This is a genomic window from Brevundimonas vesicularis, assembly GCF_044807075.1.
GTDB classification, from domain to species: domain Bacteria; phylum Pseudomonadota; class Alphaproteobacteria; order Caulobacterales; family Caulobacteraceae; genus Brevundimonas; species Brevundimonas vesicularis_G.
The window spans coordinates 621481-647067 of the sequence record NZ_CP085234.1; the positions used below are offsets into that span (position 1 = coordinate 621481).

Annotated in this window: 22 protein-coding genes; 9 read left to right on the forward strand and 13 right to left on the reverse strand. The window is 67.0% G+C overall.

Annotated features, from left to right (window positions below; all coding sequences use genetic code 11):
• Positions 1-158 precede the first annotated feature (158 nt).
• Positions 159-3008 (forward strand): preprotein translocase subunit SecA, encoded by a 2850-nt coding sequence (gene secA / locus LG306_RS03035; protein WP_404418111.1) that lies wholly within the window; start codon positions 159-161, stop codon positions 3006-3008.
• A gap of 83 nt (positions 3009-3091) precedes the next feature.
• Entirely contained in the window at positions 3092-4252 is a 1161-nt protein-coding gene (locus LG306_RS03040; RefSeq protein WP_404418112.1) for an aminotransferase class V-fold PLP-dependent enzyme, read from the forward strand.
• Here the strand turns inward: LG306_RS03040 and LG306_RS03045 are convergent, their stop codons facing one another.
• Entirely contained in the window at positions 4253-5149 is an 897-nt protein-coding gene (locus LG306_RS03045) for a hypothetical protein (RefSeq protein ID WP_404418114.1), read from the reverse strand. It abuts the gene before it with no gap.
• A 449-nt stretch (positions 5150-5598) separates the two neighbouring features.
• On the opposite strand from LG306_RS03045, the gene LG306_RS03050 reads away from it, so the two are divergent.
• Positions 5599-10455, forward strand: a complete 4857-nt coding sequence (locus tag LG306_RS03050) for an NAD-glutamate dehydrogenase (protein ID WP_404418116.1) — start codon at positions 5599-5601, stop codon at positions 10453-10455.
• 73 nt (positions 10456-10528) lie between these two features.
• Positions 10529-10996: a universal stress protein gene (locus LG306_RS03055; RefSeq protein WP_039246719.1), complete on the forward strand. Its 468-nt coding sequence runs from the start codon at positions 10529-10531 to the stop codon at positions 10994-10996.
• Between the two features lie 12 nt (positions 10997-11008).
• Here LG306_RS03055 and LG306_RS03060 read toward each other — a convergent pair whose 3' ends face one another.
• Positions 11009-12124, reverse strand: a complete 1116-nt coding sequence (locus tag LG306_RS03060; protein WP_404418118.1) for an MltA domain-containing protein — start codon at positions 12122-12124, stop codon at positions 11009-11011.
• On the reverse strand, positions 12124-12762 hold the full coding sequence (timA, locus tag LG306_RS03065; protein WP_306004157.1) for a TIM44-related membrane protein TimA: 639 nt from the start codon (positions 12760-12762) through the stop codon (positions 12124-12126). Before timA ends, LG306_RS03060 begins: the two co-directional genes overlap by 1 nt.
• Before the next feature lie 198 nt (positions 12763-12960).
• Here timA and secB point away from each other — a divergent pair, with 198 nt between their 5' ends.
• Both secB and LG306_RS03075 read left to right on the forward strand, forming a co-directional pair.
• On the forward strand, positions 12961-13473 hold the full coding sequence (gene secB / locus LG306_RS03070; RefSeq protein WP_017505358.1) for a protein-export chaperone SecB: 513 nt from the start codon (positions 12961-12963) through the stop codon (positions 13471-13473).
• A 60-nt stretch (positions 13474-13533) separates the two neighbouring features.
• Positions 13534-14460, forward strand: coding sequence for a DMT family transporter (locus tag LG306_RS03075; protein ID WP_265150615.1), 927 nt, complete (start codon positions 13534-13536; stop codon positions 14458-14460).
• 340 nt (positions 14461-14800) lie between these two features.
• Here LG306_RS03075 and dut read toward each other — a convergent pair whose 3' ends face one another.
• Together dut and coaBC are read right to left on the reverse strand one after the other, a co-directional pair.
• Positions 14801-15256 carry a dUTP diphosphatase gene (gene dut, locus LG306_RS03080; RefSeq protein WP_404418121.1) on the reverse strand — a complete coding sequence of 152 codons (456 nt, stop codon included), beginning with the start codon at positions 15254-15256 and terminating at the stop codon, positions 14801-14803.
• Positions 15253-16482 (reverse strand): bifunctional phosphopantothenoylcysteine decarboxylase/phosphopantothenate--cysteine ligase CoaBC, encoded by a 1230-nt coding sequence (gene coaBC, locus LG306_RS03085; protein WP_404418123.1) that lies wholly within the window; start codon positions 16480-16482, stop codon positions 15253-15255. The genes dut and coaBC overlap by 4 nt, the downstream gene beginning before the upstream one ends.
• Positions 16483-16584: 102 nt before the next feature.
• Between coaBC and LG306_RS03090 the strand changes: the two genes are divergently transcribed.
• Together LG306_RS03090 and LG306_RS03095 are read left to right on the forward strand one after the other, a co-directional pair.
• A complete protein-coding gene (locus tag LG306_RS03090) occupies positions 16585-17097 on the forward strand; it encodes an S-type pyocin family protein (protein WP_404418125.1) in 513 nt (170 codons plus the stop codon).
• Positions 17098-17131: 34 nt separating this feature from the next.
• A complete protein-coding gene (locus tag LG306_RS03095) occupies positions 17132-18001 on the forward strand; it encodes an HAD family hydrolase (protein ID WP_404418127.1) in 870 nt (289 codons plus the stop codon).
• 9 nt (positions 18002-18010) lie between these two features.
• Here LG306_RS03095 and LG306_RS03100 read toward each other — a convergent pair whose 3' ends face one another.
• The 4 genes from LG306_RS03100 to LG306_RS03115 form a co-directional block, all read right to left on the reverse strand.
• Positions 18011-18373 (reverse strand): PilZ domain-containing protein, encoded by a 363-nt coding sequence (locus LG306_RS03100; protein ID WP_404418129.1) that lies wholly within the window; start codon positions 18371-18373, stop codon positions 18011-18013.
• A gap of 9 nt (positions 18374-18382) precedes the next feature.
• Complete coding sequence (locus LG306_RS03105) at positions 18383-19198, reverse strand: kinase (protein ID WP_404418131.1); 816 nt, start codon at positions 19196-19198, stop codon at positions 18383-18385.
• A gap of 1 nt (position 19199) precedes the next feature.
• Entirely contained in the window at positions 19200-19520 is a 321-nt protein-coding gene (locus tag LG306_RS03110; RefSeq protein WP_039246732.1) for a 2Fe-2S iron-sulfur cluster-binding protein, read from the reverse strand.
• Positions 19521-19599: 79 nt separating this feature from the next.
• Positions 19600-21198, reverse strand: a complete 1599-nt coding sequence (locus tag LG306_RS03115) for an ATP-binding protein (protein WP_404418133.1) — start codon at positions 21196-21198, stop codon at positions 19600-19602.
• Positions 21199-21344: 146 nt separating this feature from the next.
• On the opposite strand from LG306_RS03115, the gene LG306_RS03120 reads away from it, so the two are divergent.
• The gene (locus LG306_RS03120) at positions 21345-22034 is read left to right on the forward strand and encodes a TorF family putative porin (protein WP_404418135.1); all 690 of its coding nucleotides are present in this window, start codon (positions 21345-21347) and stop codon (positions 22032-22034) included.
• Between the two features lie 64 nt (positions 22035-22098).
• Here LG306_RS03120 and LG306_RS03125 read toward each other — a convergent pair whose 3' ends face one another.
• From LG306_RS03125 to sdhC, 4 genes are read right to left on the reverse strand one after another with little or no spacing between them, the layout of a single operon-like run.
• Positions 22099-22893, reverse strand: a complete 795-nt coding sequence (locus LG306_RS03125) for a succinate dehydrogenase iron-sulfur subunit (RefSeq protein ID WP_404418137.1) — start codon at positions 22891-22893, stop codon at positions 22099-22101.
• Position 22894: 1 nt separating this feature from the next.
• Positions 22895-24679: a succinate dehydrogenase flavoprotein subunit gene (sdhA, locus tag LG306_RS03130; protein ID WP_039246736.1), complete on the reverse strand. Its 1785-nt coding sequence runs from the start codon at positions 24677-24679 to the stop codon at positions 22895-22897.
• A 7-nt stretch (positions 24680-24686) separates the two neighbouring features.
• Positions 24687-25091: a succinate dehydrogenase, hydrophobic membrane anchor protein gene (gene sdhD, locus LG306_RS03135; RefSeq protein ID WP_174086837.1), complete on the reverse strand. Its 405-nt coding sequence runs from the start codon at positions 25089-25091 to the stop codon at positions 24687-24689.
• Positions 25088-25552 carry a succinate dehydrogenase, cytochrome b556 subunit gene (gene sdhC / locus LG306_RS03140; protein ID WP_017506653.1) on the reverse strand — a complete coding sequence of 155 codons (465 nt, stop codon included), beginning with the start codon at positions 25550-25552 and terminating at the stop codon, positions 25088-25090. Before sdhC ends, sdhD begins: the two co-directional genes overlap by 4 nt.
• Positions 25553-25587: the final 35 nt, after the last annotated feature.

The window sequence follows — 25587 nt, forward strand, 5'->3', positions numbered from 1 at the left end:
GGGGTTTTGATCGTCTGCGCGGCCCTTCGCGCGCGCCTGATGCGGCGCTCCGGGGCTGCGGTCGGTCAGGGCCTCTCTCACGGCGTCCGTATCGCCGCCCCTCACGGGATTTCAGAGCCGCTCAGCTCGCAGACGCTCGACCGCTTACCGGATCCAATATGCTCGGCTTCGCCAAGAAACTTTTCGGCTCTTCCAACGACCGCAAGGTCAAGGCCTTTCAGGACCACGCCCAGCGCATCAATGCGCTGGAGCCCAAGTTCGCCGCCCTGTCCGATGACGAACTGCGGATGATGACCGACGCCTTCCGCGATCGGCTGGCGAACGGCGAGACCCTGGACAAGATCCTGCCCGAAGCCTTCGCCGTTGTCAGAGAAGCCTCCAAGCGCGTGCTGGGCCAGCGTCAGTACGACGTTCAGCTGGCCGGCGGCATGATCCTGCATGAAGGCGGCATCGCCGAGATGCGGACCGGCGAAGGCAAGACCCTGGTCGCCGTGGCGCCGGTCTATCTGAACGCCCTGCCCGGCAAGGGCGTGCACGTCATCACCGTCAACGACTACCTGGCCCGCCGCGACGCCGAGACGATGGGCAAGGTCTATCGCTTCCTGGGTCTTGAGGTCGGCGTCATCGTCAACGGCCTCAGCCAGGGTCAGCGCCAGCAGGCCTACAACGCCGACGTCACCTACGGCACCAACAACGAGTTCGGCTTCGACTATCTGCGCGACAACCTGGTCTATGACCGGCGCGAGATGGTGCAGCGTCCGCACAACTTCGCCATCGTCGACGAGGTCGACTCCATCCTGATCGACGAAGCGCGTACGCCTCTGATCATCTCGGGCCCGACCGAGGACCGTTCGGATCTCTACAAGGTGCTGGACGGCCTGATCAAAGACCTGATCAAGGACAAGGACACCTTCGAGCTCGACGAGAAGCAGAAGCAGGTCCTGCTGACCGAACTGGGCTCCGAGCGTCTGGAACAGGCTCTGGAACAGGGCGGCCATTTCGCTGAGGACACCACCGGCCTGTACGACGCCGCCAACATCAGCCTGGTTCACCACTCGAACCAGGCCCTGCGGGCCAACACCCTGTATCAGCGCGACAAGGACTATATCATCAAGGGCGGCGAGATCGTCCTGATCGACGAGTTCACCGGCCGAATGATGACCGGCCGCCGCCTGTCCGAAGGCCTGCACCAGGCCATCGAGGCCAAGGAAGACGTCAAGATCCAGCCCGAGAACCAGACTCTGGCCTCGGTCACCATCCAGAACTATTTCCGCCTTTACCAGAAGCTGTCGGGCATGACCGGCACGGCTGCGACCGAGGCCCAGGAATTCGGCGACATCTACAAGATGGACGTGCTGGAGGTGCCGACCAACCGGCCGATCCAGCGCAAGGACTACGACGACGAGGTCTATCGGACCCACGCCGAGAAGAACCAGGCCATCGCGCGCCAGATCGCCGAATGCCACCTGGCCGGTCAGCCGATCCTGGTCGGCACCGTCTCGATCGAGCGTTCGGAACAGCTGTCGGACCTGCTGAACCGCTTCGAGTACAAGGTCGAGACCTCGCGCAAGCTGAAGCCGGAATATGCGGGCAAGGCCAAGGAAGCCGAGAAGATCGGCGACGCCGCCTATGACATCACCTACGAGACCAAGCTGCGCGGCATTCCGCACAGTGTTCTGAACGCGCGTCAGCACGAACAGGAAGCCTATATCGTCGCCGACGCCGGCCTGCCGGGCGCGGTGACCATCGCCACCAACATGGCCGGCCGCGGCACCGACATTCAACTCGGGGGCAACCTTGAGATGAAGATGCAGAAGTGGCTGCTGGAACAGCGCAACATGGCCGTCGAGGTCACGCCGGAAATGGAAGCGGCCAAGGAGGCCGAGTTCAAGGCCGAGATCGCTGTGCAGAAAGAAAAGGCGCTGGCCGCCGGCGGCCTGTTCGTTCTGGGCACCGAGCGCCACGAAAGCCGCCGTATCGACAACCAGCTGCGCGGCCGCACCGGCCGTCAGGGCGACCCCGGCACGTCGAAGTTCTACCTGTCCTGCGAGGACGACCTGCTGCGCATCTTCGCCGGCGACCGCCTCGACTCGATCATGAAGACCTTTGGCGTGGCGGAGGGCGAGGCGATCACCCACCCCTGGCTGAACCGCGCCATCGAAACCGCTCAGAAGCGCGTCGAGACCCGCAACTACGACATCCGCAAGAATCTGCTGAAATACGACGACGTCGTGAACGATCAGCGCAAGGCGGTGTTCGAGCAGCGCCAGGAGTTCATGGACTCCGAGGATCTTTCGGAACTGGTCGGCGACTTCCGCCGCGACGTCGTGTCGGACCTGGTCGAACGCTACATGCCGCCCAAGGCCTATGCCGAGCAGTGGGACATCGACGGCCTGGACGAAAAGGTCCGCTCGACCCTGGGTCTTGAGCTGCCGCTGCACGACTGGGCCGCCGAGGAAGGCGTATCGAACGAGGAGATCGAGGAGCGGCTGCTGGCCGCCGCCGATGCGCGCGCCGCCGAACGTCTGGAGATGATCGGGGCCGAACAGACGCGCGGTCTGGAAAAGCAGTTCATGCTGCAGATGATCGACATGCAGTGGCGCGAGCACCTGGTCCACCTGGACCACCTGCGGGGCGTCATCGGCCTGCGCGGTTATGGCCAGCGCGACCCGCTGAACGAATACAAGACCGAAGCCTTCTCGCTGTTCGAGAACCTGCTCTACGACCTGCGCCACAACGTGACCCGCTGGCTGATGACGGTCGAGTTCCGCTTCCAGGCGCCGCCCGAACTGCCCGAGTTCCAGGAGATCCACCTGAACCCCGGCACCGGCGAGAACGAGATGGCTGATCCGTCGGCCCAGAATCCCGAAGGCACGCTGATCGGCGACGACCGCTCCAAACTGCCCGTCGAGGCCCTGCCGCCCGGCTGGGAAATGACCGGCCGCAACTCCCCCTGCCCCTGCGGCTCGGGCCGCAAGTTCAAACACTGTCACGGGGCTCTCGTTTAAGAGGCGCGCTACGCGCAGCGCTATCGCTCGCCGCGTGGCGGCTCGCTGCTTGAGCGCTGGGTGAGATGTCCTAAAGAAGAGGGATGACCTACAAGTCCCTCTTCTCCCGCGCCCTGTCGGCGGCGCCCGGTCGGCTGCATTTCGCCGCGCACAGCCATCACCTGTGGCCCGACGCCAGTTTCGAGGCGCAGCAGCAGACCTGGCTCGACGCCAATCTGCATGCCGACCACAAGTGGGATCTCGTCTTCGGTCAGGTGATCCCAGAGGCCCAGGCCCATGTCGCGGTTGAGCTGAGCCTGCCCTCGCCCGACAGCATCGTCTTTTCGTCCAACACCCACGACTTCCTGCTGCGTCTGTTTTCAGGCGTGGAGACCAAGCCGGTCCGCGTTCTGGCGACCGACGGCGAATTCCACTCCTTCCGTCGTCAGGCCGAACGGTGGGAAGAGGTCGGGGCGGCGGTGGTCACACGCGTTCCGCTGGCGCCCTTCGACACCTTCTCTGATCGCTTCGTCGCGGAGGCGTCCAAGGGCGGTTACGACTGGATCGTGGTCAGCCAGGTCTTCTTCCGCACCGGGGGCCTGTTCGACGGCATCGACCAGCTCGCCGCCCTGGCGAGACCCGAAGGGCCTTGGGTGCTGATCGACGGCTATCACGGCTTCATGGCGACCCCGACCGATCTGTCGGCGGTGGCGGACCGGGTCTTCTATGTCTCCGGCGGCTACAAGTACGCCATGTCGGGCGAGGGCGTCTGCTTCCTGCATGCCCCGCCCGGTTTCTGCCCCCGCCCTGTCGTCACCGGATGGTTCGCGGAGTTCGGCGACCTGTCGGGGCCTCCCGGCGGCGTTCAGTATCGCAGCGACGGCGGTCGCTTCTGGGGCGCGACCTTCGACTGCACGCCGCTGTATCGCTTCAACGCCGTGCGCCGAATGCTGGATCAGCAGGGGCTGGACACCGCCGCCATCGCCGCCCATGCGCGCGATCTGGCGACCAAGTTCCAGCAGGCCGTTCAGGCGGGACAGGCCGGGGTGTTATCTCAGGCCGAAATCCTCAATCCGGTCGAGGGCGATGGGCCGCGCGCCCGTTTCCTCGCCTTGCGTCATCCCGACGCCAAAGCCTGGTGCGCCGGTCTGCGGGCGGCGAACATCGTCACCGACGTGCGTGACGACGTCATCCGCTTCGGCTTCGGCCTGTATCAGGACGCCGACGACATCGATCGCCTGATCGCGGCCTGCCAATCTCTCTGATCAGTAGAAGGTCGTGTCTTCCTGCTTGCTGGGCGCCGGGGCCGTGCGCGGCGGCGTCGCCGGTCGGTTCGATGCGGGTGGGGTCGCCGGGCGGGCTTGAGGCGAGGGCGGCGTCGGCGTGATCCCGCTCGTCGGCGCATCGACCGGAGGGATCGCCGGCAGGTCCGGATAGGGCATGGCCGAAGGGCGGGCGTCCTGCGCCGGCGCCGCTTCGTCGGGCGCGATCGGTCCCGTGTCGGGCTGCCCCAACCGGTCGGGCGCGCCGACATCGTCGCGGATGAAGGCCCAGGCCTGCCGGTCCGAGCAACCACAGGCCTTCAGGAAGCCCTGCTTGTCGCGCCACAGGATCAGCGGATAGCTGATGTCGACGCCGGATTCCTTGAGCAGCTGGCTCAGCCGTTCGTTGAAGCGACGTCCGGCCTCGACCACGGCGGTGCGCGCCAGATAGCCGTCCGCCTGCGGCACGCCGGCGGCGGTCCAGCTTTTGGCCGGCGTCGCCATCCAGCGCTGATAAAGCGGCCAGTCCCGCGTCAGCCACAGCTCGGCGACCGTCGCCCGCTCCGCCGCCGTCGATTGCGCCGCGCCTTCCAGATCGGGGCGGGCGAACAGGATGTAGCGCGTCTCGATCCCCGCCGCCTTCAGCTTGGGCGCCTCGTCGCGCGCGTAACGCAGGGCCGAGGCGCTGTCGCGATAGGTGACGATATACAGGGCCTGTCCCCCGCTGCCGTCCGACACCCAGGACGCCTCGTCCAGCAGTTGCTGCACTTCGGCCTGATTGCGGCTGATGGTGACCGGCTGGAACCGCGAATAGAAGTTCCAATAGGCCCAGTATCCGGCGCCGGCGAGCAGCAGGCCGACCACGGCCGCCACGATCGAACCCATCAAAAAGCGACGCATGTAATCGGGTGCTCCAGCTTCACCGTTGACCCATCCTAACGCATAGCATCGGAATCCGTTGTCGCCCGCATCCGCCGACGTCTTCGTCGCCGCTCGCAGGCGCCAAAATGTCGCGAAAAATTCCGCCTGATGCGCTCTTGAACGGCGCAGGCGGCTTCCCATTTCCCAATTCGACGCTGCGGGACACTCCCCCTCCGAACCGCAGCGAAGCGAAGCCGGCGCCCTCCCCTCCCCTCCAGGCGCCGCTCGCGCAGGCCGCCGGACTCCCCCAGTCCGGCGGCTTTCTGCTTTGTGGCGCTGCACAATAATTCCAACCTGATCACTGATCATTACAATGAACGGTCGCCAGGGGCTTCCCGAGCGACCGGACCTGGCCTAGTCAGCGGGGGTGGCGCCTCGTCGCGCCGCATCCCTTGCGGCCCTGCCGCGTCGTTCGAGACTGCTCGTCCATGACCGCCCACGATCTGCGCCAACCCGTTCAGCCGATCACCAAGGCCGCGCTGGAGGCGGCTTTCGCCAAGATCGTGGGGACCGGGCCCGGCGCAGTCGAACAGACCTATCTGACCCAGGCGCACGAAGACTATTCCGCCGATGAGACGCCTGAGCTGAGCGGCGAGGATCTGGCCGCCCTGCTCGCCGCCTCCTGGAGCGCCGCCAAGGCCTACCCGACCGGAAATGCGGCCCCCGCCATCACCGTCGGCCCGCTGCACGGCGCGAACGGTCAGGTGCTCGACTACGATCTGGTGCGCATCGTCCAGTCCGACGCCCCCTTCCTGGTTGACAGCGTCATGGGCGCCCTGGCGGAAGCCGGCGTGTCGGTACGCGCCCTGTTCCACCCGGTGGTCGAGCTGGACGGCCGTCGCCTGTCGATCATCATGCTGGTCATCGACAGCGTGCCGCAGGAGCGTCGCGACATCCTGGGCGAAGGCCTGGCCCAGAGCCTGTCGGACGTCCATGCCGCCGTCGCCGATCACGACGCCATGACGTCCCTGATGCGCCAGGCCGTGCAGCGTCTGGAAGAGACCCCGCCCCCGGTCGATGCCGCCGTTCTGGCCGAGAACATCGCCTTCCTGAAATGGCTGAAGAGCGACCATTTCGTCTTCCTGGGCGCGCGCGACTACAGCTATCCGCTGAACGCCGACGGCGATTATGAGGCCGAGGCGCCGCTGGGCCTGTCGACTGACGGCCTGGGCATTCTGGCCGATCCTGAGCGCACCGTGCTGCGCCGCGCCTCCGAACCCGCCGTCCTGACGCACCAGATGCGCCGCCAGCTGGACCTCAGCGAACCGGTGACCGTGGCCAAGGCCAACGCCCGCTCGCGCGTCCACCGCCGCGCCTACATGGACTATGTCGGGGTCAAGCGGTACGGCCCGGACGGCAAGGCGACGGGCGAGACCCGGTTCGTCGGCCTGTTTACCTCGGAAGCCTACGACCAGCTGGCGACCGAGGTGCCGCTGCTGCGTCGCAAGGTGGCCAACGCCCTGGCCCGCGCCGACAAGGCGCCCGGAAGCCACAACGAAAAACGCCTCAAGAACATCCTTGAGAATTATCCGCGCGACGAACTGTTCCAGGTCAGCGAGGACGAGCTGCTGTCCATCGCCCTGGGCATCCTTCACCTTTACGACCGGCCGCGCATCCGCCTGTTCTCGCGCCAGGATCCGTTCGACCGCTTCGTCTCGGTCCTGTGCTTCATCCCGCGCGAGAAGTTCGATTCCGCCGTGCGCGAACGCATCGGCCAGATCATCGCCCGCGCCTGGGGCGGCCGCATCTCGGCCTGGTACCCGCAACTGTCCGACGCGCCGCTGGTGCGCATCCACTACATCATCGGCGTGGAGCCCGGCGCCCACCCGATCCCGGATGCCGCCCAGCTGGAGGCCGACGTGGCCGAGGCCGGTCGCGGCTGGGTCGATCGTTTCGAAGGCGCCCTGCGTCGCTCGGGCGTCGAGGAAGTCGCCGTCGGGCCGCTGAGCGCCCAATGGGCCCGCGCCTTCGGCGCCGCCTATCGCGATCGCTATGACGCCGATGAGGCCGCGACCGACCTGCAATATGTAAACCGGCTGAATGAGACCGGTCTGCCCGGCGAGGGCAAGGCCGTCGCCGTGCGCGCCTTCCGCACGCCGGACGACAGCCGCCTGCAGTTCCGCTTCAAACTCTATCGTCGCGGCCCCGCCGTTCCCCTGTCCGACGTCCTGCCGATCCTGGCCGATATGGGCCTGAAGACGCTGGAGGAATACGGCTATCCGATCCGTCCGATGGGCGAGGAGGAGATCCACGTCCACGAGTTCCTGATGGAGGATCCGCGCGGCGAAGCGCTGGTCTTCGATGACGTGAAGGGGCCTTTTGAGGACGCCTTCGCCGCCGTCTGGACCGGCCGCAACGAAAGCGACGGCTTCAACCGCCTGGTGATCGAACTGGGCGTGGAATGGCGCGACGCCGCCCTGATCCGCACCCTGGCCCACTATCGCCAGCAGACGGGTCTCGACCCCTCCCAAACGGTGCAGGAAGAGGCCCTGCGCGAATATCCCGACGTGGCGCGCGCCCTGCTGTCGCTTTTCAAGGCCAAGTTCGCGCCCGAAGGGGGCTCGGCTGACGACCGCGCGCCGGCTGTCGCCGAGCTGGACGCCAAGATCGTCACTCTGCTGCAGGACGTGAAAAGCCTGGATCACGACCGGGCCCTGCGCCGCATCGCCGCCCTGATCGGCGCGATCAAGCGCACCAACTATTTCCAGCTGGACGTCGACGGTCAGCCCAAGCCGCACATCTCGATCAAGATCGCCTCGCGCGAGCTGGACGACCTGCCCCTGCCCAAACCCTATCGCGAGATCTTCGTCTGGGCGCCGCACGTCGAGGGCGTGCATCTGCGCTTTGGTCCCGTCGCGCGCGGGGGGCTGCGCTGGTCGGACCGTCGCGACGACTTCCGCACCGAGGTCCTGGGCCTGGTCAAGGCGCAGCAGGTCAAGAACGCGGTCATCGTGCCGGTTGGGTCCAAGGGCGGCTTCTATCCCAAGCAACTGCCCCGCACGACGGACCGTGAGGCCATTCAGGGCGAGGCCATCCGCGCCTATCGCACCTTTCTGTCCGGCCTTCTGGACATCACCGACAACATCGCCGCCGACGGTTCGGTGACCCATCCGGCCAGTGTCATCGCTTGGGAAGGCGACGACCCCTATCTGGTCGTGGCCGCCGACAAGGGTACGGCGACCTTCTCCGACATCGCCAACGGCGTCTCGGCCGCCTACGGCTTCTGGCTGGGCGACGCCTTCGCCTCGGGCGGCTCCATCGGCTATGACCACAAGGCCATGGGCATCACCGCGCGCGGCGCGTGGGAGGCGGTCAAGCGCCACTTCCGCGAGATGGGCAAGGACATCCAGACCCAGCCCTTCACCATGGTCGGCGTCGGCGACATGTCCGGCGACGTCTTCGGCAACGGCGCGCTTCTGTCCAAGGCGACGCGCCTGGTCGCCGCCTTCGATCACCGCGACATCTTCATTGATCCGAACCCGGATCATGTGGCCAGCTGGACCGAGCGCAAGCGTCTGTTCGATCTGCCGCGCTCGTCCTGGCAGGACTATGACAAGGCGCTGATCTCGGAGGGCGGCGGCGTCTTCTCGCGCTCGGCCAAGTCGATCCAGCTGACGCCTCAGATCAAGGCGGCCCTGGACATCGCCGAGGACGAACTGGACCCGGTTAGCCTGATCCGCGCCATCCTGAAGGCGCCGGTCGAACTGCTCTATCTGGGCGGCATCGGCACCTATGTGAAATCGGCGGCCGAGACCGACGCCCAGGTCGGGGACAAGGGCACCGACGCCCTGCGCATCAACGCCGACGAACTGCGGGTCAAGGTGGTGGGCGAGGGCGCAAACCTCGGCTTCACCCAGGCGGGACGCATCGCCTTCGGTCAAGGCGGCGGTCGCATCAACACCGACGCCATCGACAATTCCGCCGGGGTCGACACTTCCGACCACGAGGTCAACATCAAGATCCTGGTCGGGTCGGCCGTGACCAACGGCGTCCTGCCGGCCGAGGAGCGCACGCCGCTTCTGGCCTCCATGACCGACGAGGTCGGCCTCAAGGTGCTGGCTCACAACTACGACCAGACCCTGGCCCTGACCCTGCAACAGGCCGAAGGCGTCGGCGCCCTGGACGCCCAGCAGCGGTTCATGCAGAGCCTCTCGGCGCGCGGAAAGCTGGACCGCAAGGTCGAGGGCCTGCCCAACGACGGCCGTGTCAAGGAGCTGATGACGGCCGGCATTCCGCTGGCCCGGCCCGAGCTGGCCGTCCTGATGGCCTATGCCAAGCTGGAGCTGTCGGACGATATCGTCGCCTCGCAGGCGCCCGAGGATCCCTTCTTCGAACAGATCCTGGTTCGCTACTTCCCCGAGGCCCTGGCCCGGTTCGAACCGGAGATGAAGAGCCACCGTCTGCGGCGCGAGATCATCGCCACGGTCATGGCCAACGAAGTCGTCAACATGTGCGGCCCGACCTTCCCCGACCGCCTGCGCGGCTCGGCGGAATGCGACACCACCGCCCTGATCATCGCCTTCGAGGCGGCGCGCCGCGTCTTCCGTCTGGACGAAGCCTGGGACGCCGTGTCGGCCCTGGACCTGAGGATTTCGGCCGAGGCGCAGATCGCCCTCTATCAGGAAATCGCCGTCGTCCTGCGTCGTCAGACCTTCTGGCTGGCCCGCCGCGCCAAGGGCGGTCTGTCGGTCCAGGCCCTGATCGACCGCTATCGTCCGATCGCCGACGCCTTGCAGGCCGAGGGCGCGCCGGTCCTGTCGCGCTTCGAACAAGGGCGTCTGGATGCGCGCGTCAAACGCTTCGCCGACCATGGCGCGCCTGAGGATCTGACCCGCAGCATCGCCATCATGCGCCCCCTCGTCGCCGCCTCCGACATCGGGGACCTGGCGCAGGAGGCGAACTGGCCGGTCGCAGCCATGGCGCGCCTGTATCACCAGGTCGGGGCCGCCTTCGACTTCGACCGTCTGCGCGCCGCCGCCGGCTCCATTCCGTCTGCGGATCATTTCGATCGTCTCGCCGTCCGTCGTCTGATCGAGGACCTGATGAACGAGCAGGCGGCCTTAACCCGCGCCGTCGCCCGCGCTTCCGATCCGTCGGTCGGCGTCAGCGAGGACGCGGCCGAGGCCGCCGTGGACGCCTGGATCGGCTCCAAACAGGCGACGGTCGAGGGCGTGCGCGCCTCGGTGGACGAGATCGAACAGTCGGGCTCGGGATGGACCTTCGCCAAACTGACCATCGCCAACGCGACGATCCGCGATCTGGCGACAGCGGCCGTGAATGGCTGAGCAGCGGGTCTTCGCTTGACGAAGCCGTCGTCGCACGGCCTCTTCAGCGGCTGATCAGGCTGGGGAGGCCGCAATGCCGAGAAAGTTCCTCGTCGTCGTCGACGACAGTCCGGAGTTCGAGGCCGCCCTGCGGTTCGCCTCGCGCCGGGCGAAATCGACAGGCGGGCGCGTGGTCATGCTGCGCGTCCTGCCGACCGACAGCGACGCCCACTGGTCGGGCGTGCGCGAGGAAATCGAACGCCAGCAGCGCCAGGAGGCGGAAATCCTGCTCAACCGCCTGGGCGAGGAGGCGCAGACCCGCTCCGGCGCCGCGCCGGTCTTCCTGATCGAAAAGGGCGAAGCCCAGGCCGCGATCAAGAAGGTCGTCGCCGCCGACCCTGAGATCAAAATCCTGGTGCTGGCCGCCGGAACCAGCTCGCGCGGCCCCGGCCCGCTGGTCTCGGCCATCATCAAACAGGGTGCGCAGATCGGCGGCCGCAAACTGCCCGTCACCATCGTCCCCGGCGAACTAACCGAAGACGAGATCGAAGACCTGGCCTAGCCGGGCAGGGGCCTAACCCTTCGGGACCAGCCGCCACATCCGCAAAGGATGGCGCACCGTCCCGGCCTCGGCCCCCGCGCGGTCGCCGCGCCCCATATAGAGGTCCGCGCGCACCGGTCCGCGAATGGCCGATCCGGTGTCCAGCGCCATGGCCAGACCGCGGTAGCTGGCCGTGGCGCCGCGCAGATTGCCCCCGTCGGCCTCCAGCCAGACCAGTTCGCCATAGCGCCAGTGCGCTGGATCGACCGCGATGGCCCGCCGCTCGGTCAGGGGCACGCCCGCCGCCCCCGCCGGATGGCCGTCATCGTCGGGGTCCAGCCGGAAGAAAATGTAGCGCGGGTTCAGCGCCATCACCGCCTGCGCCTCATAGCCCCGATGGCTGGCCAGCCAGTCCCGGATCGCGTCTCCGGAGGTGCCGTTCTGCGGCAACAGCCCCTGCTGCGCCATCGGCCGGGCGATGCCCACGAACGGCTTGCCGTTGTCGGCGGCATAGGCGGCGCGGCCGCGCGTGCCGTCCTCGAACGTCAGATAGCCCGACCCCTGGATCTGCAGAAAGAACAGGTCCTCGGCCCGCATCCAGGCCAGGGCCTGCTCCAGCCGTGCGGCGGATTCGATATAGGCCCGGTCGCCGGCGGCGCGGGGATTAGCGGGCTTGGGCAGGACGGGGGCCGAAAACTCGGCGTCCGGCCGTCGCCGCGCCGGATATTCGGGCGCGAAATAGGAGGTCAGCAGCCCCGGTCGCCCGTCCGGCGTCTGGGCCGGGATCGCGCTGAAGCTGGCCTCGAAGAAGGCGCGCGCCTGCGACGGCGTGATCGTCATCGTCGTCGCCATGGCCTTGGCGCGTCCGCAGACCCGGCGTGCGGCCTCGTCACGCGCCGCGCCGCACCCGTCCACATAGGCCCGGAAGGCGGCCAGATGGTCTTCTTGATTCCACCCCGGCAGCACGGCGGGGCTCAGGGCATCGGACGGCGCGGGTGGCGGGATCGGATTGGGCGAGGGCGTATAGGGAACCGGCCCCGTCTGCGGCCCCGTCGTCCCCGTCGGCGTCATCGGCCCGGTCGAACAGGCGGCGACAGCCAGGGCGGCCGTCAGCGTCGCCAGTCCGCCCGACCGGCCCTGAACCGCCATCAGGCGTTGGCCGGCTCGACGCGCGCCAGGACCCAGTTCGGGTCCGTCGCGCCCAGGGTGCGTTCGAAGGTCCAGTGTTCGGCCGTGCGGCGTTCCTCCACCAGCGGCTCGCCCGTCGTCGCGTCCGCCGTTTCGCCTGAGGCCTTGGTCACCCGGCTGCGCAGTTCGGCCAGGAAACGGACCTTGGCCACGGCCTTGTCGCCCTCGGCGACCGCGCCTTCCAGATCGGCCCGGGGCGGATACAGGAACTCGACCGTCTCGGTCTCTCCGCGCGTCTCGCGCGCTGCGATGCCGGTCTCGAACGAGGCGAAGACGTTCGGCTTCAGCAACGGCTTCAGCGCGGCCCGGTCGCCGGCGGCGTAACCGCGCACGATGGTCTCATAGGCCTGGCGCGCCCCGTCCAGAAAACGGGCCGGGTCGAACGCCGGATCGCGCGCCTTCAGGCTGGCGATGGAGGCCAGGGTCGCCGGGTCGATCGCCGCGATCTTGGGCGTCTCGGCCTGGGCCGGGCCGGGCGGCGCGATCTTGGCGTCTTCCTGCGGCTGACGGCCCACCCGCTTACCCAGCACATTGTAGAGCTGGAACAGCACGAAGGCTGCGATGAAGGCGAAGACGACGACCTGGAACTGAACCGGCATGTTCAAGAGGAGATTCCTGTAGCGAACGACGGGTGCGCCAAACACTTAGTCTGGCGTGATTACGGGCTCATATAGGGTGAGGCAAGGCGAAGCGCGCCCCCAATCGCGCGCGCGACGTTGCGGCCAAGCGTCCCGGCATGGTAGTCGCGGCGCCTCATTCCGGCCTCATCGGCCCCAAACTGCGCCAAAGACCGTTTCATGACCGACGCCGCTCCTCCCGCCGAACAGCCCCAGCAAGGCGACGCCCAGCAGGGCCAGCCCGCCGGTCCCGGCTTCCGCATCCTGGCGCAATACGTCCGCGACTTCTCGTTCGAGAACCCGCGCGCCCCGGAGTCCCTGCGCATCGACGGCAAGCCCGCCATCGACCTGGGCGTTGAAATGGCCGCCCAGGGCCGCCCGGACGGCCTGTTCGAACTGGACCTGAAGCTATCCATCAAGGCGACGCACGAGAACCAGCCCGTCTTCCACGTCGAACTGGTCTATGGCGGCCTGTTCCAGCTGGCCAATGTCCAGGAGCAGGACATCGAGCCGCTGCTGCTGATCGAATGCCCGCGCTATCTGTTCCCGTTCGCACGCGAGATCATCTCGGGTGCCACGGCCGACGGCGGCTTCTACCCCCCGTTCCAACTGGACCCCATCGACTTCGCCGCCATCTACATCGCGCGCCAGCAGCAGATCGCCCAGCAGCCGGTCGAAACCGGCCAGGCGTAAGCCGCACGACGGCCAGGCGCCTCTGGCGTTCCGGCCGCATCGAAAGGCGCGGATAGAGTAGTGACGGCGACGGCCAAGTCAGGCGAGGATATTGCGCGCGGCATCGCCCTGCGCATCGCGGCGGCCGGCTGTTTCTCGATCATGGCGGCGTTGCTGAAACTGGCGTCGCTGGACGGCGTCGTCGCGCCCGAGATGCTGTTTTACCGCGCCTTCTTCGGCCTGCCGGTCGTCTTGGCCTGGGTGCTGACCCAGCCGGGCGGTTTGTCGGGTCTGAAAACGCGCCGTCCCCTGGCCCATCTCGGGCGCAGCGCCCTGGGCATCGTCTCGATCCTGTGTGTGTTCCAGACCCTGACCCTGCTCCCCCTGGCCGACGCCACGACCCTCAGCTTCACCGCCCCCATCTTCGCCACCCTCTTGTCCTTCCTGATCCTGAAGGAGGCGGTCGGCCCGCGTCGCTGGGCCGCCGTCGCCGTCGGCTTCATCGGCGTGCTGATCGTCATGCGGCCGGGCTCGACCGATCAAGCCGTGCCGATGGAGGGGATCGCCTTCGGCCTGGTCGCCGCCCTGCTGACGGCCGGCGTGACCGTCACCCTGCGCCAGCTGCGCGACACCGAACACGTCGCCGCCATCGTCTTCTGGTTCTTCGTCGGCTCGTCGGTCGTGGGGGCGATCCTGCTGCCCTTCGTCGGCCACTGGCACGCGCCTGCAACCTTCGCCCTGCTGATCGGATCGGGCATCGCCGGCGGCCTGGCCCAGCTGTTCATGACCGCCTCGCTGCAAAAGGCCCCGGTCGCCGTGGTCGCGCCCTTCGACTATCTCCAGATCGTCGGCGCCATCGTCTTCGGCTGGTGGCTGATGGCCGTGACGCCCACCCTCACCACCCTGGCCGGCGCCGCCCTGATCGCCAGCAGCGGTCTCTACACCGCCTGGCGCGAACATATCCGCCGCAAGGCCAGCCTCATCCAGCCGACCGCGCCGCTGGTTTAGTCGCCAGGAATTTAGTTCGGACTGTCTAGCCAGATTTGGAAAATGAACACTTTTGGCTCGAGAGAGACTGCATCCAGCATCCATTCAACCCGCTCTCTGGCCAAGCGTCGGCGTTCCTCGGTAGGTTGATCGTACGCGCCGTGATCGCCGTAGATGCTGAGATCTATCCGCGGAATTTCCCGATTTCCTGCGATCTCATAGATTTCAACAAGATCGATCCAACCCGCATCTGGTCCTAGCGTAGCCATAAACGCGATTAGAGCGTCTATACCCACACAACGATGCCCCTTGCCGCACGATGCAGCAGCGATAGCGTCTGACGGGCGTGTCACGGGGAGCTTTACCGCCCCGTCGATCCAAACCCGCCCGTCCCGCGCGCCGTCTCGTCCAGCGTCTCGACCTCGATCCAGTCGGCGCGTTCATGCCGGGCGATCACCAGCTGGGCGATGCGTTCGCCGCGGCGGATGACGAAGGGTTCGGCGCCGATGTTGGCCAGGATCACGCCGCACTCCCCACGATAGTCGCTGTCGATGGTGCCCGGCGCATTGGGGCAGATGATGCCGTGTTTCAACGCCAGTCCCGAGCGCGCCCGCACCTGGGCCTCGAACCCCAGCGGCAGGGCGATCTTCAGCCCCGTGGGCACCAGCATCCGCTGACCCGGGGCCAGGGTCATCGGCTGATCCTCGGGCACGGCGGCGCGCAGGTCCATGCCCGCTGAACCGGCCGTCTCATAGGCGGGCAGGGGAAGGCCTTCGGAATGCGGCAGGCGCAGGATCTGGATCGGGGTCTCGGTCATTCGGGGGCCTTGAAATGATCGGCGATGCGGGCGGCGACGGCCCGGGCGATGGCGGTCTTGGACTGGCGCGGCCAGGTCTCGGTCCGATCGGCGGTGACCAGCAGCACGGCGTTGCCGTCCGATCCGAACACGTCGTCGGACACGTCGTTGCCCAGGATCCAGTCGCAGCCCTTTCGCGACAGCTTGGCGCGCGCATTGGCCTCCAGATCCGTCGTCTCGGCGGCGAAGCCGATGACCAGGGCCGGGCGGTTCGGACCGGGCGCGGCGACGCCGGCCAGGATGTCGGGGTTCTCGATCAAGGCCAGGGTCGGCGGGCCGCCCGGCCCCTTCTTGATCTTGCCGCCGGCGATGGTGTCGACGCGCCAGTCGGCGACAGCGGCCGACAGCACGGCGATGTCGGCGGGAAGGGCGCTCTGCGTCGCCGCCTGCATCTCCAGCGCGCTCTCAACATCGATCCGCGTCACGCCGGTCGGGGCGGCCAACGCGGTCGGCCCCGACACCAGCGTCACCTCGGCCCCCAGTTCGGCCAGGGCGGCGGCGATGGCGTAGCCCTGTTTGCCGCTGGAGCGATTGGTCAGGCCCCGCACCGGATCGATCGGCTCGAATGTCGGCCCGGCCGTGACCACGGCCTTGCGTCCCTTGAGCGGTCGCCCCGCCGCGCCCGCCAGCAGCCCTTCGATGGCCTCCAGGATTGCGGCGGGTTCCGCCATGCGACCCGGCCCATATTCACCGCAGGCCATCTCTCCGTCATCCGGCCCCACCACCGCCATGCTATGGAAGCCGGGAAAGGCCCTCAACCGCTCCATATTGGCCTGAACCGCCGGATGCTCCCACATCCGCACATTCATCGCCGGCGCCAGCAGCACCCGCTTGTCCGTGGCGATCAGGGTTGTCGAGGCCAGGTCGTCCGCCACCCCGTTCGCCGCCTTGGCGATCAGCCCCGCCGTCGCCGGCGCCACCACCACCAGGTCGGCCCAGCGCGAGAGCTCGATATGACCCATGCTGGTCTCGTCGTCGGGATGGAACAGGCCCGAACGCACCGGATGGCCGCTCAGCGCCGCTAGCGACAGAGGCGTCACAAACTCGGCCCCGGATTCGGTCAGGATCACTCGCGTCTGTCCGCCCGCCTTGGCGATCAACCGCACCAGTTCCAGCGCCTTGTAGGCTGCGATGCCGCCGCCGACGATCAGCAGGATCTTGCGGTTCGAAAGGGGGCGAGTGTCCATGCCCACGGTCTAGCCGCCGCGCGTGACGCCGTCGAGACGAGAACATTGCACGAACAATAAAGTTGTGCTTTCGTCGCGCCTAGCGGGTATCTGGAGGGAAGAATGAGAACGCTGAAGAGGGGAGGGACCGCGCTGGTCCTGTGCGGTCTGCTGGCGCTTGCCGGCTGCGACAATAGCTCGGCGGTCGAGACGCGAGAAAGAACCACGACCACGCCCATCGCTTCGGCTGGTCCGGTGGGCGTCTCGGTCTCCACAACGACGACCGAGGAGGTCAAACCCGTCCTGACCGCCAATCGGCGCGAAACAGTCGACGCCAAGATCGCGCGTCTCTACGACCGCAACGGCGCAGACTTTGGCGCGCGTTCAGCCGAGGATTATCTGACGAAGGTCACGGCTTTCACGACAAAGCCTCCGCGCGACGCCGAGACCGTCAAACGTCCCAATGGCGACACCCTGATCTATCAGGCCTCGACCAACACCTTCGCCGTGGTGGCCCGCAACGGGTCGCCCCGCACCATGTTCAAGCCGACGACGGGCGCCGACTACTGGGCCGAGCAGAAGGCGGCGGCGCCCACCTTCGGTCAGCGGCGCCAATCGACGGGCGCGGCGGGCTGATATAGAGGGCGGGTTCCACCAAGGATCTCGCCCCATGTCCGATACGGCCGAACCCAAGACCCCGCTGCTGAAGACCGCCCTGATCTATGATTTCGACGGCACCCTGGCGCGCGGCAATATGCAGGAGGTGTCCTTCATCCCCTCCGTCGGCATGGGCATCGGCGCCTTCTGGGAAGAGGCCGAGCGCCTGACCAAGGACGCCGACGGCGACGGCATCCTGATGTACATGCAGCTGATGCTGCACCACGCGCGCCAGAACGGCGCCCCGGTGACGCGCGAGACCCTGCGCCAGCACGGCGAGGCGGTGGCCCTGTTCGAGGGCCTAAAGGACCTCAGCTGGTTCGACCGGATGAACGCCTTCGGGGCCAAATACGGGCTGGAGATCGAGCACTACATCATCTCCGCCGGGCTGGAGGAGATGATCGACGGCACGCCGATCCGCCCCGCCCTGACCCACGTCTTCGCCTCCCACTACGTCTATGATGACAAGGGCGAGGCCGCCTGGCCGGCGGTCGGCGTCAACTACACGACCAAGACCCAGTATCTGTTCCGCATCAACAAGGGCGTAAAGAACCACTGGGAGCACGAACGCATCAACCACTTCATCCCCGACGACGAGCGCGCCGTGCCCTTCGATCGGATGATTTTCATCGGTGACGGCGACACCGACGTGCCCACCATGAAGATGATGCACACCAAGGGCGGCTTCTCGATCGCCGTCTATGACCCGCGCTCGAACGAGCGGGATCAGAAGAAGGTCTATTCCCTGATCTCGGAGGACCGTGTGAACTTCGTCGCCGCCGCCGACTATCGCGAGGGATCGGCCCTGGACCTTATCGTCAAGGGGCTGGTGGGCCGCATCGCCATCAACGCCGGCTCCATGCCCGCCGACACGGCGGAGTAATCAGGCTGATCAGCGCCCGCCGGCCCTCAGCCAGGCGTCGCGCGCGGGGATCAGCCTCGCCGGCGCCAGCCCTCTCAGCGATTTGGCCCCGGTCTGCCTCAGCCCGGCCTCCTGCCCGCGCTGCCAGACGACGGTGGCGGGATAGGCGACGCCCGCGGCCACATCGACCACCACCACCTCGCGCGGCAAGGCCCCGCCTCTGTCCAGCCGCAGCTTCATCCTCGCGTCCGACAGATCGACGATCAGACACGCCGTCTCCAGGCCGGGCGCGCAGACGACGCCGCGCGCATTGGCCGACCGGCGGGCGCTCATACGACGGTCGACCTCTAAGGCGGGCTTGGATCCAAACAGGCTCATGGTCCGATAACGCACAGATGCGGCTCAGGCGCCAAGGTCGCCTTCAAGGCTGAGAACGCCGCGTTCCCGGTCCATGGAGACGATCATGTCGGCCTCCACGCCGCCCATCATCATATGCCGGCTCAGGCGCTCGTAATGCTGGATGAAGACCGCCAGGGCCGGGCGCCGCTCAGGCGATACGGCGTCTTGCCCTATCAATCCCGCCTCCTGCTCGCAGCGCCAGTCCAGCACGACATCGAACCCCGGCGCCTTCAAAAAGATCAGAGCGTCCAGCCGCGCGCGCAGGCGGGCGTAGGGCTGACCCAGCGCCGCATTGACCGCCCTGCGCCATTCGGCCCCGACGTCCTGCCGGGTCTCCAAGGCGTTGATCGGCGCAATCAGGTCTCCCTCGGCCTGCGGCGTCGCGCCCAGGCACCATCCCTCCAGCACGATGAACCGCGGCCGATCCTTCACGACAGGCCATTCCGCCTCGGCCGCCCGGTCGTCGGCCAGCTTGTCGAAACGCGGCAGAGGCGTCAGGTCGGCCGGCCCGGCCGCCTGCAACCGATCCAGCAGACGGTTCAGAAGGCCCAGATCATGCGTCCCTGGCGGCCCGCGCGTGGCGAACAAGGGATGCACCCGCGCCGCCATGGCCGCCCGCTCCGCCTTCGTCAGATAGACGTCGTCCAGCGACAGGCTCGCCCCGCCGAACCGCTCGGCGACGGCCTTGGCCAGTGTGGATTTTCCCGAACCCTGCGAGCCCGCGATCCCCAGGATCGGCGGCGGACCGTCCCGGCCCATCGCCTCGGCGCGCTGCTCGATCCATCGGCCGATCCTGTCGATCAGCCGCGCGTCGATCATTTCAGTGCTGGTTTTCCGGCAACCGCACGATCAGGCCGTTCAACGCATCCGACACCCGGATCTGGCACGACAGGCGGCTGTTCGGCTCGACCTCTTCGGCGAAGTCCAGCATCGACTCTTCCATCGCCGACGGCTTGCCCGTCGCCTCTCGCCAGGCTTCGTCGACATAGACATGGCAGGTGGCGCAGGCGCAGGCCCCGCCGCAGTCCGCGTCGATGCCCGGCACATTGTTGCGGATCGCGCCTTCCATGACGCTCAGCCCCGGCTTCACGTCGACGACGTGCTCGGTTCCGTCATGCTCGATATAGGTGATGCTGGCCATGGCCCGCTCATATCAAGCCGGACCGCTCGCGCAAGGGCGTTGCTGGCCCCGGAAGACGATGCAGACCGAGAAACGCAGCTCAGGCCGCCGTCTCGGAGCGATCATCGTCGGATGGCGCCTCGGGCGCCAGGAGCAGGAGCCGGAAGGTGGTTCCCACGCCGATCCGGGTCTCATAGTCCAGCACGGCGCCCATCGAGGTCGCCAGCCGCCTGGCCAGCGCCAGTCCCAGACCCGCGCCGTCGACGCTGCGGGTGGCGGAATCGTCGCCCTGGCTGAACGGGGTGAACAGCTTCGTCTGAACTGCTTCGGACATTCCTGGCCCGGTGTCGGCCACCCCGAAGATCAGGCCTTCTGACGACGGCTCGAGCGTCAGCCGCACCTCGCCCGCGCACGTGAACTGGATGGCATTGTCGATCAGGGCGGTCAGCACCTTCGACACGCGCCCCGCGTCGCCGAGCCGCAAGCCCGTCGGCTGATAGGTCTCCGTGATCGCCAATCCCTTGGCCTCCGCCTTGGCCCGCAGGCCGGCAGCGGCCTTTGCGAACACCGACGCCGGATCAAACGGCCGCTTTTCCGGCTCGGCCAGGGCGTCATCGATGTGCGCCATCTCCAGGATGCGTTCGATCATGACGAGCAGATGCTCGCCCGACTCCTTGATCACGCCGATCTGCCCCCGTTGCGCGGCGCTGAGATCGCTCATCAGAACCACCTCGGACATGCCGAGTACGCCGTTCAGGGGCGTGCGCAACTCGTGGCTCATATTGGCCAGGAACCGCGACTTGGCCAGATTGGCGGCGTCGGCGGCCTTTAAGGCTTCGCTCAGCGCCCGCTCGCTGTCGCTGAGCCGCTGGACATTGGCGGCCACGCGCCGCCACATCAGCGCCGCCGCGATCAGGAACATGAACAGCAGGCCGGCGAATACCGGAAGCAGCGTCGCCAAAATATGCCGTCCCGGCCTGTCGGGCGCCCAGACCAGTCCGGCGATGGGCGTTCGATCCCGGCCTTGAAGAGAAACGAAATGCCGCTCATCCGGCGTCGTCAACCGGGTGTCATGCAGCCCAAGGTCCGTGTGCAGCGAGGTGACGAAGGCGCTGATCGGCTTGGCGGACACCACGATGGCGTCACGCGGCGGGCGGGCGACGGGCGCCAGATCCTCGGGCACGACGGTGGCGGCGCCGACCAGATACAGCGCATCGCCGGCCCTTATGATGGAGGACCCTCGCGAAACCGCCTTGAAGCCGACGGCTTGGCGCCGCGCAGGATTCAGCGAGGTCCGTCGAACGTCAGCCGCCAGATCCTGCACCGCTGCGACCAGGGCGGCCTCGCTCGCCGCATCGACCGTCTTGCCGCCGCGCGACGCCAGCATCAGCCGGCTGTCGCCCGAGAAGACGAGGGTGACGGCATGATCCATATATTGCGCGTAGTAGTCGCTGAAGTTGCTCTGCATCCACGACGTGTCCTCGCGCTCCACCGCATCGACGGCGTCGTTCCAGATCGTCGCAGAGACGATATCGTCGGAGATGACGTTGAGCATGCGCTCCAGACGACGCTCCACCATCGTCTGTTCGTGGGCGGCTGCGCGCTCGTCGATGGCGCGACTGACCAGAAGCATGGCGATCGTCATGCCCAGGCATACGACGACGAGAACCGTCGCCGCGACAGCCTTCAACCAACGCATCTCATGCGCTTGTGCAAAGGGCGGCATCTTGGTCAACGGCCAAACCTCCCCGAAGGCCATGAACAGAGAAAGCCTTTAGAACAGAAATACTTCCGATATATTTAACCTCTGGCTCGGCACATTCCCCTAAGATTCAGGGGGACCTTATGGGCCGATCCTTTCTTGCCGTCCTTGGTCTCGTGTCGGCGTTTCCGGTCGCGGCGTCGGCTCAGGAGGCCGCCGATCGATGGCGTCTTGAGGCGGTCGTCGGCGGCGTCAGCGACTATCGGTATCGTGGGCTGAGCCTGTCTGACGACAAGCCGGCGCTGCAGGCCGGCGTGACCCTGTCCCAGGCTTCAGGCCTCTATGCCGACGTCTATTTGTCCAGCATCGCGGCCTATGGCGGCGATGAAGATGACGAGGGTTCAAGGCTGGAGGCGACCCTGAGCGTCGGATGGGCGGGGTCCTGGCTCGGCCTGGAGTGGGATGCGGCCCTGTCCGCCTATCGCTATCCCGGCGGACGAGACGTCGACTATGTCGAGGCGCCCATCCAGGTTAGCCGCAGCTTCGGCGCCGCGACGGCGACCGTCGGATACGCCTATGCCCCGTCGCAGACCGCCCTGGGAGACGAGGACAATCACTACGGCTGGGCGGGAATCGATTACGGACCTGACGACTGGCCCGTCAGTGTCAGCCTGTCGGTCGGCCGCGAGCAGGGCGCCTATGCGCCGGACGGCAAGACGGACTGGCGGATTGGAGGGTTCCTGCCCGTGGGCAAACTCACCGCCGGGCTGGAATGGGTCGACAGCGACAGGGACGACGGCGCCCTGGTCGCCAGTCTGTTCGCCAACTTCTGACGCCGGCCGACACGCCCGCCGTCCCCTCGGATCTGAAGGACCGGCGAGCGTTGGAAACCTGGCCTCAGGCCGCCTTCTTGCGGCTCGGCGCGACCATCAGCTTCTTGGTCTCGGCGATGGCCTTGGCGGGGTTCAGGCCCTTGGGGCAGACCTGGGCGCAGTTCATGATCGTGTGGCAGCGATACAGTTTGAACGGGTCTTCCAGGTCGTCCAGGCGCTTCTGGGTCGCGTCGTCGCGGCTGTCGGAAATCCAGCGATAGGATTGCAGCAGCGCCGCCGGGCCCAGGTACTCTTCCTGGTTCCACCAGTAGCTGGGGCACGAGGTCGAGCAGCAGGCGCACAGGATGCACTCGTACAGGCCGTCCAGCTTCTCGCGCTCGGCCGGGGTCTGCAGACGTTCCTTTTCGGGGTCCGGCTCGTCCGATTGCAGATACGGCTGGATCGAGTCGTACTGGGCGTAGAACAGGCTCAGGTCCGTCACCAGATCCTTGACCACCGGCTGGTGGGGCAGGGGGGAGATGGTGATATTGTGCGAACTGCACTCGTCCCAGCCCTTGGTGCAGGCCAGGGTGTTACGTCCGTCGATGTTCATCGAGCACGAGCCGCAGATGCCCTCGCGGCACGAGCGCCGGAACGACAGGGTCGGATCGATGGTGTTCTTGATGTGGATCAGGGCGTCCAGCAGCATCGGGCCGTGGTCGCCGGTCGGCACCTCATAGGTGTCCCAGCGCGGATCGGCGTCGGTTTCCGGATCGTAGCGATAGACCTTGTAGGTCTTCACGTCCTTGGAGCCCGGCGCGGCCTTGTGGACCTTGCCGGTCGTCGGCTTGGAGCCTCTGGGGAGAGTCAGCTGGACCATCTTAGTAAACCCGCGCCTTCGGTTCGATATACGCGATGTCGTCGGACATGGTGTAGTTGTGGACCGGACGATAATCGATCTGGACCTGCTCGCCTGGACGCTTCCACGCCAGGGTGTGCTTCATCCAGTTGACGTCGTCGCGATCGGGATAGTCTTCGCGGGCGTGGGCGCCGCGCGATTCCGTGCGGTTCAGACCGCCCTCGATCGTCACCAGCGCCTGGGCGATCAGGTTGTCGTACTCCAGCGTCTCGACCAGGTCCGTATTCCAGATCAGGCCGCGATCGGTGGTCTTGATGTCGGCGCCGGCCGCCTCGATGGCGCGCAGCTTGTCGGTGCCCTGTTGCAGGGTCTCGCCGGTGCGGAACACCGCCGCATCGGCCTGCATCGCGCGCTGCATCGACAGACGCAACTCGGCGGTCGGAGTCGAGCCGTCGGCGTAGCGGAAGCGATCCAAGCGGGCCAGGTGCTGGTCGGTCTGGCTCTTGGAGGCCGACGGCACGGCCGAGGCCTTGTCGACGACTTCACCGCAGCGCAGGCCGACGGCGCGGCCGAACACCACCAGATCGGTCAGCGAGTTGGAGCCCAGGCGGTTGGCGCCGTGCACCGAAACGCACGCCGCCTCGCCCACGGCCATCAGGCCCGGCACCACGCTGTCGGGGTTGCCGTCGCGCAGCGTCAGGACTTCGCCGTGATAGTTGGTGGGGATGCCGCCCATGTTGTAGTGGACGGTCGGCAGGACCGGGATCGGCTCCTTGGTCACATCCACGCCGGCGAAGATCTTGGCGCTTTCGGAAATGCCCGGCAGGCGCTGGTGCAGGATCTTGGGATCCAGGTGGTCAAGGTGCAGGAAGATGTGGTCCTTGTTCGGACCCACGCCGCGACCCTCGCGGATTTCGATGGTCATGGAGCGCGAAACCATGTCGCGCGGGGCCAGGTCCTTCACAGTCGGCGCATAGCGCTCCATGAAGCGCTCGCCTTCCGAGTTGGTCAGATAGCCGCCCTCGCCGCGTGCGCCCTCGGTGATCAGGCAGCCGGCGCCATAGATGCCGGTCGGGTGGAACTGGACGAACTCCATGTCCTGCAGCGGCAGGCCGGCGCGCAGCACCATGGCATTGCCGTCGCCGGTGCAGGTGTGGGCCGAGGTGGCGCTGAAATAGGCGCGGCCGTATCCGCCGGTCGCCAGAACCACCATCTTGGCGCGGAACTGGTGAAGCTGACCGTTGTCGAGCTGCAGCGCCGTCACGCCGGTGCAGGCGCCGTCCTGCATGATCAGGTCCAGCGCGAAATATTCGACGAAGAACTTCACTTCGCGGCGCACCGACTGGCCGTACAGGGTGTGCAGGATGGCGTGGCCGGTGCGGTCGGCGGCCGCGCAGGTGCGCTGCACCGGGCCCTCGCCGAAGTTGCGGGTCATGCCGCCGAAGGCGCGCTGATAGATCTTGCCTTCTTCGGTGCGGCTGAAGGGCACGCCCCAGTGTTCCAGCTCATAAACGGCCTTGGGCGCGTTACGGACCAGATATTCGATCGAGTCCTGGTCGCCCAGCCAGTCCGACCCCTTGACGGTGTCGTACATGTGCCACTGCCAGCTGTCCTCGCCCATGTTGCCGAGCGAGGCGGAGATGCCGCCCTGGGCCGCGACGGTGTGCGAGCGGGTGGGGAAGACCTTGGTCACGCAGGCGACCTTCAGCCCCTGCTGAGCGGCGCCGAGCGCGGCGCGAAGGCCCGAGCCCCCGGCGCCGACGACGACGACGTCATATTCGTGATCGATCAGTTCGTAAGCGGCCATCAGGTAATCAGGCTCCGAAACCAGCGGGCAGCGGCGCCGAACCCAGCGCCAGCCGCACGATGAAGAAGACGCTGGCGGCGGCCAGCACCAGGAAGACGACGTTCAGCAGCAGGACCAGAAGGCCGCGCGTTCCGACGTTGGGCACGTAATCTTCCAGAATGACTTTCCAAGCCAGGCTGACGTAGCCGAAGAAGATCACCGCGGTGATCGCCATCAGGACGGCGTTCAGCGGATTGGCGAACCAGGCCATCGCCGCGTCATAGCCGGCGCCCGCCAGGGTGAAGCCGGTCGAGGCGACCCACAGGCCCAGCGGCAGCAGGGCCACCAGCAGGATGCGCTCGATCAGCCATTCGCCGGCGCCGTGACGCTCGGAGACCTTGACGTTGTTCTTGAACTTTGCGGCGCCGCTCACAGCGAAACCCTCCCGGTGGCGAACAGGACGACCCAGAACAGCACGGCCAGCGGGATCGGCCCCCACACGGCGATGTTCGACAGGGCGGTCGCCGACTTCACCGTCAGCCCGTTGCCGGTGTCGTTATAGGTGTGGCGCGCGCCGTTCAGGATGAAGGAGAACAGCACCACCGTCAGACCGAAGAAGACCAGCAGGCCCAGCGGCGATCCGGCCAGATCGAGCGCGCTCTGGAACGCCTCGGGCCCAAACGCCAGCGCGCCCAGCCAGGCCAGCACGAACAGCACGCCGACCGTGGCGGCGATGATCGTCGCGCGGAACAGGATCGAGGCCGTCATGGTGACGTGCCAGCGCCAGACGCCCATGTGGGGCGACAGCGGCGCGATATGTCCGTTCGGTTGAGTGACGAAGCGACCCGTCCGGTCGCTTGAGGCGCCACCCGGCGTCGGGTTGGGCTGGTTCATGCGAATGGTTCTCAAAAGCGAATGAATTCAATCGC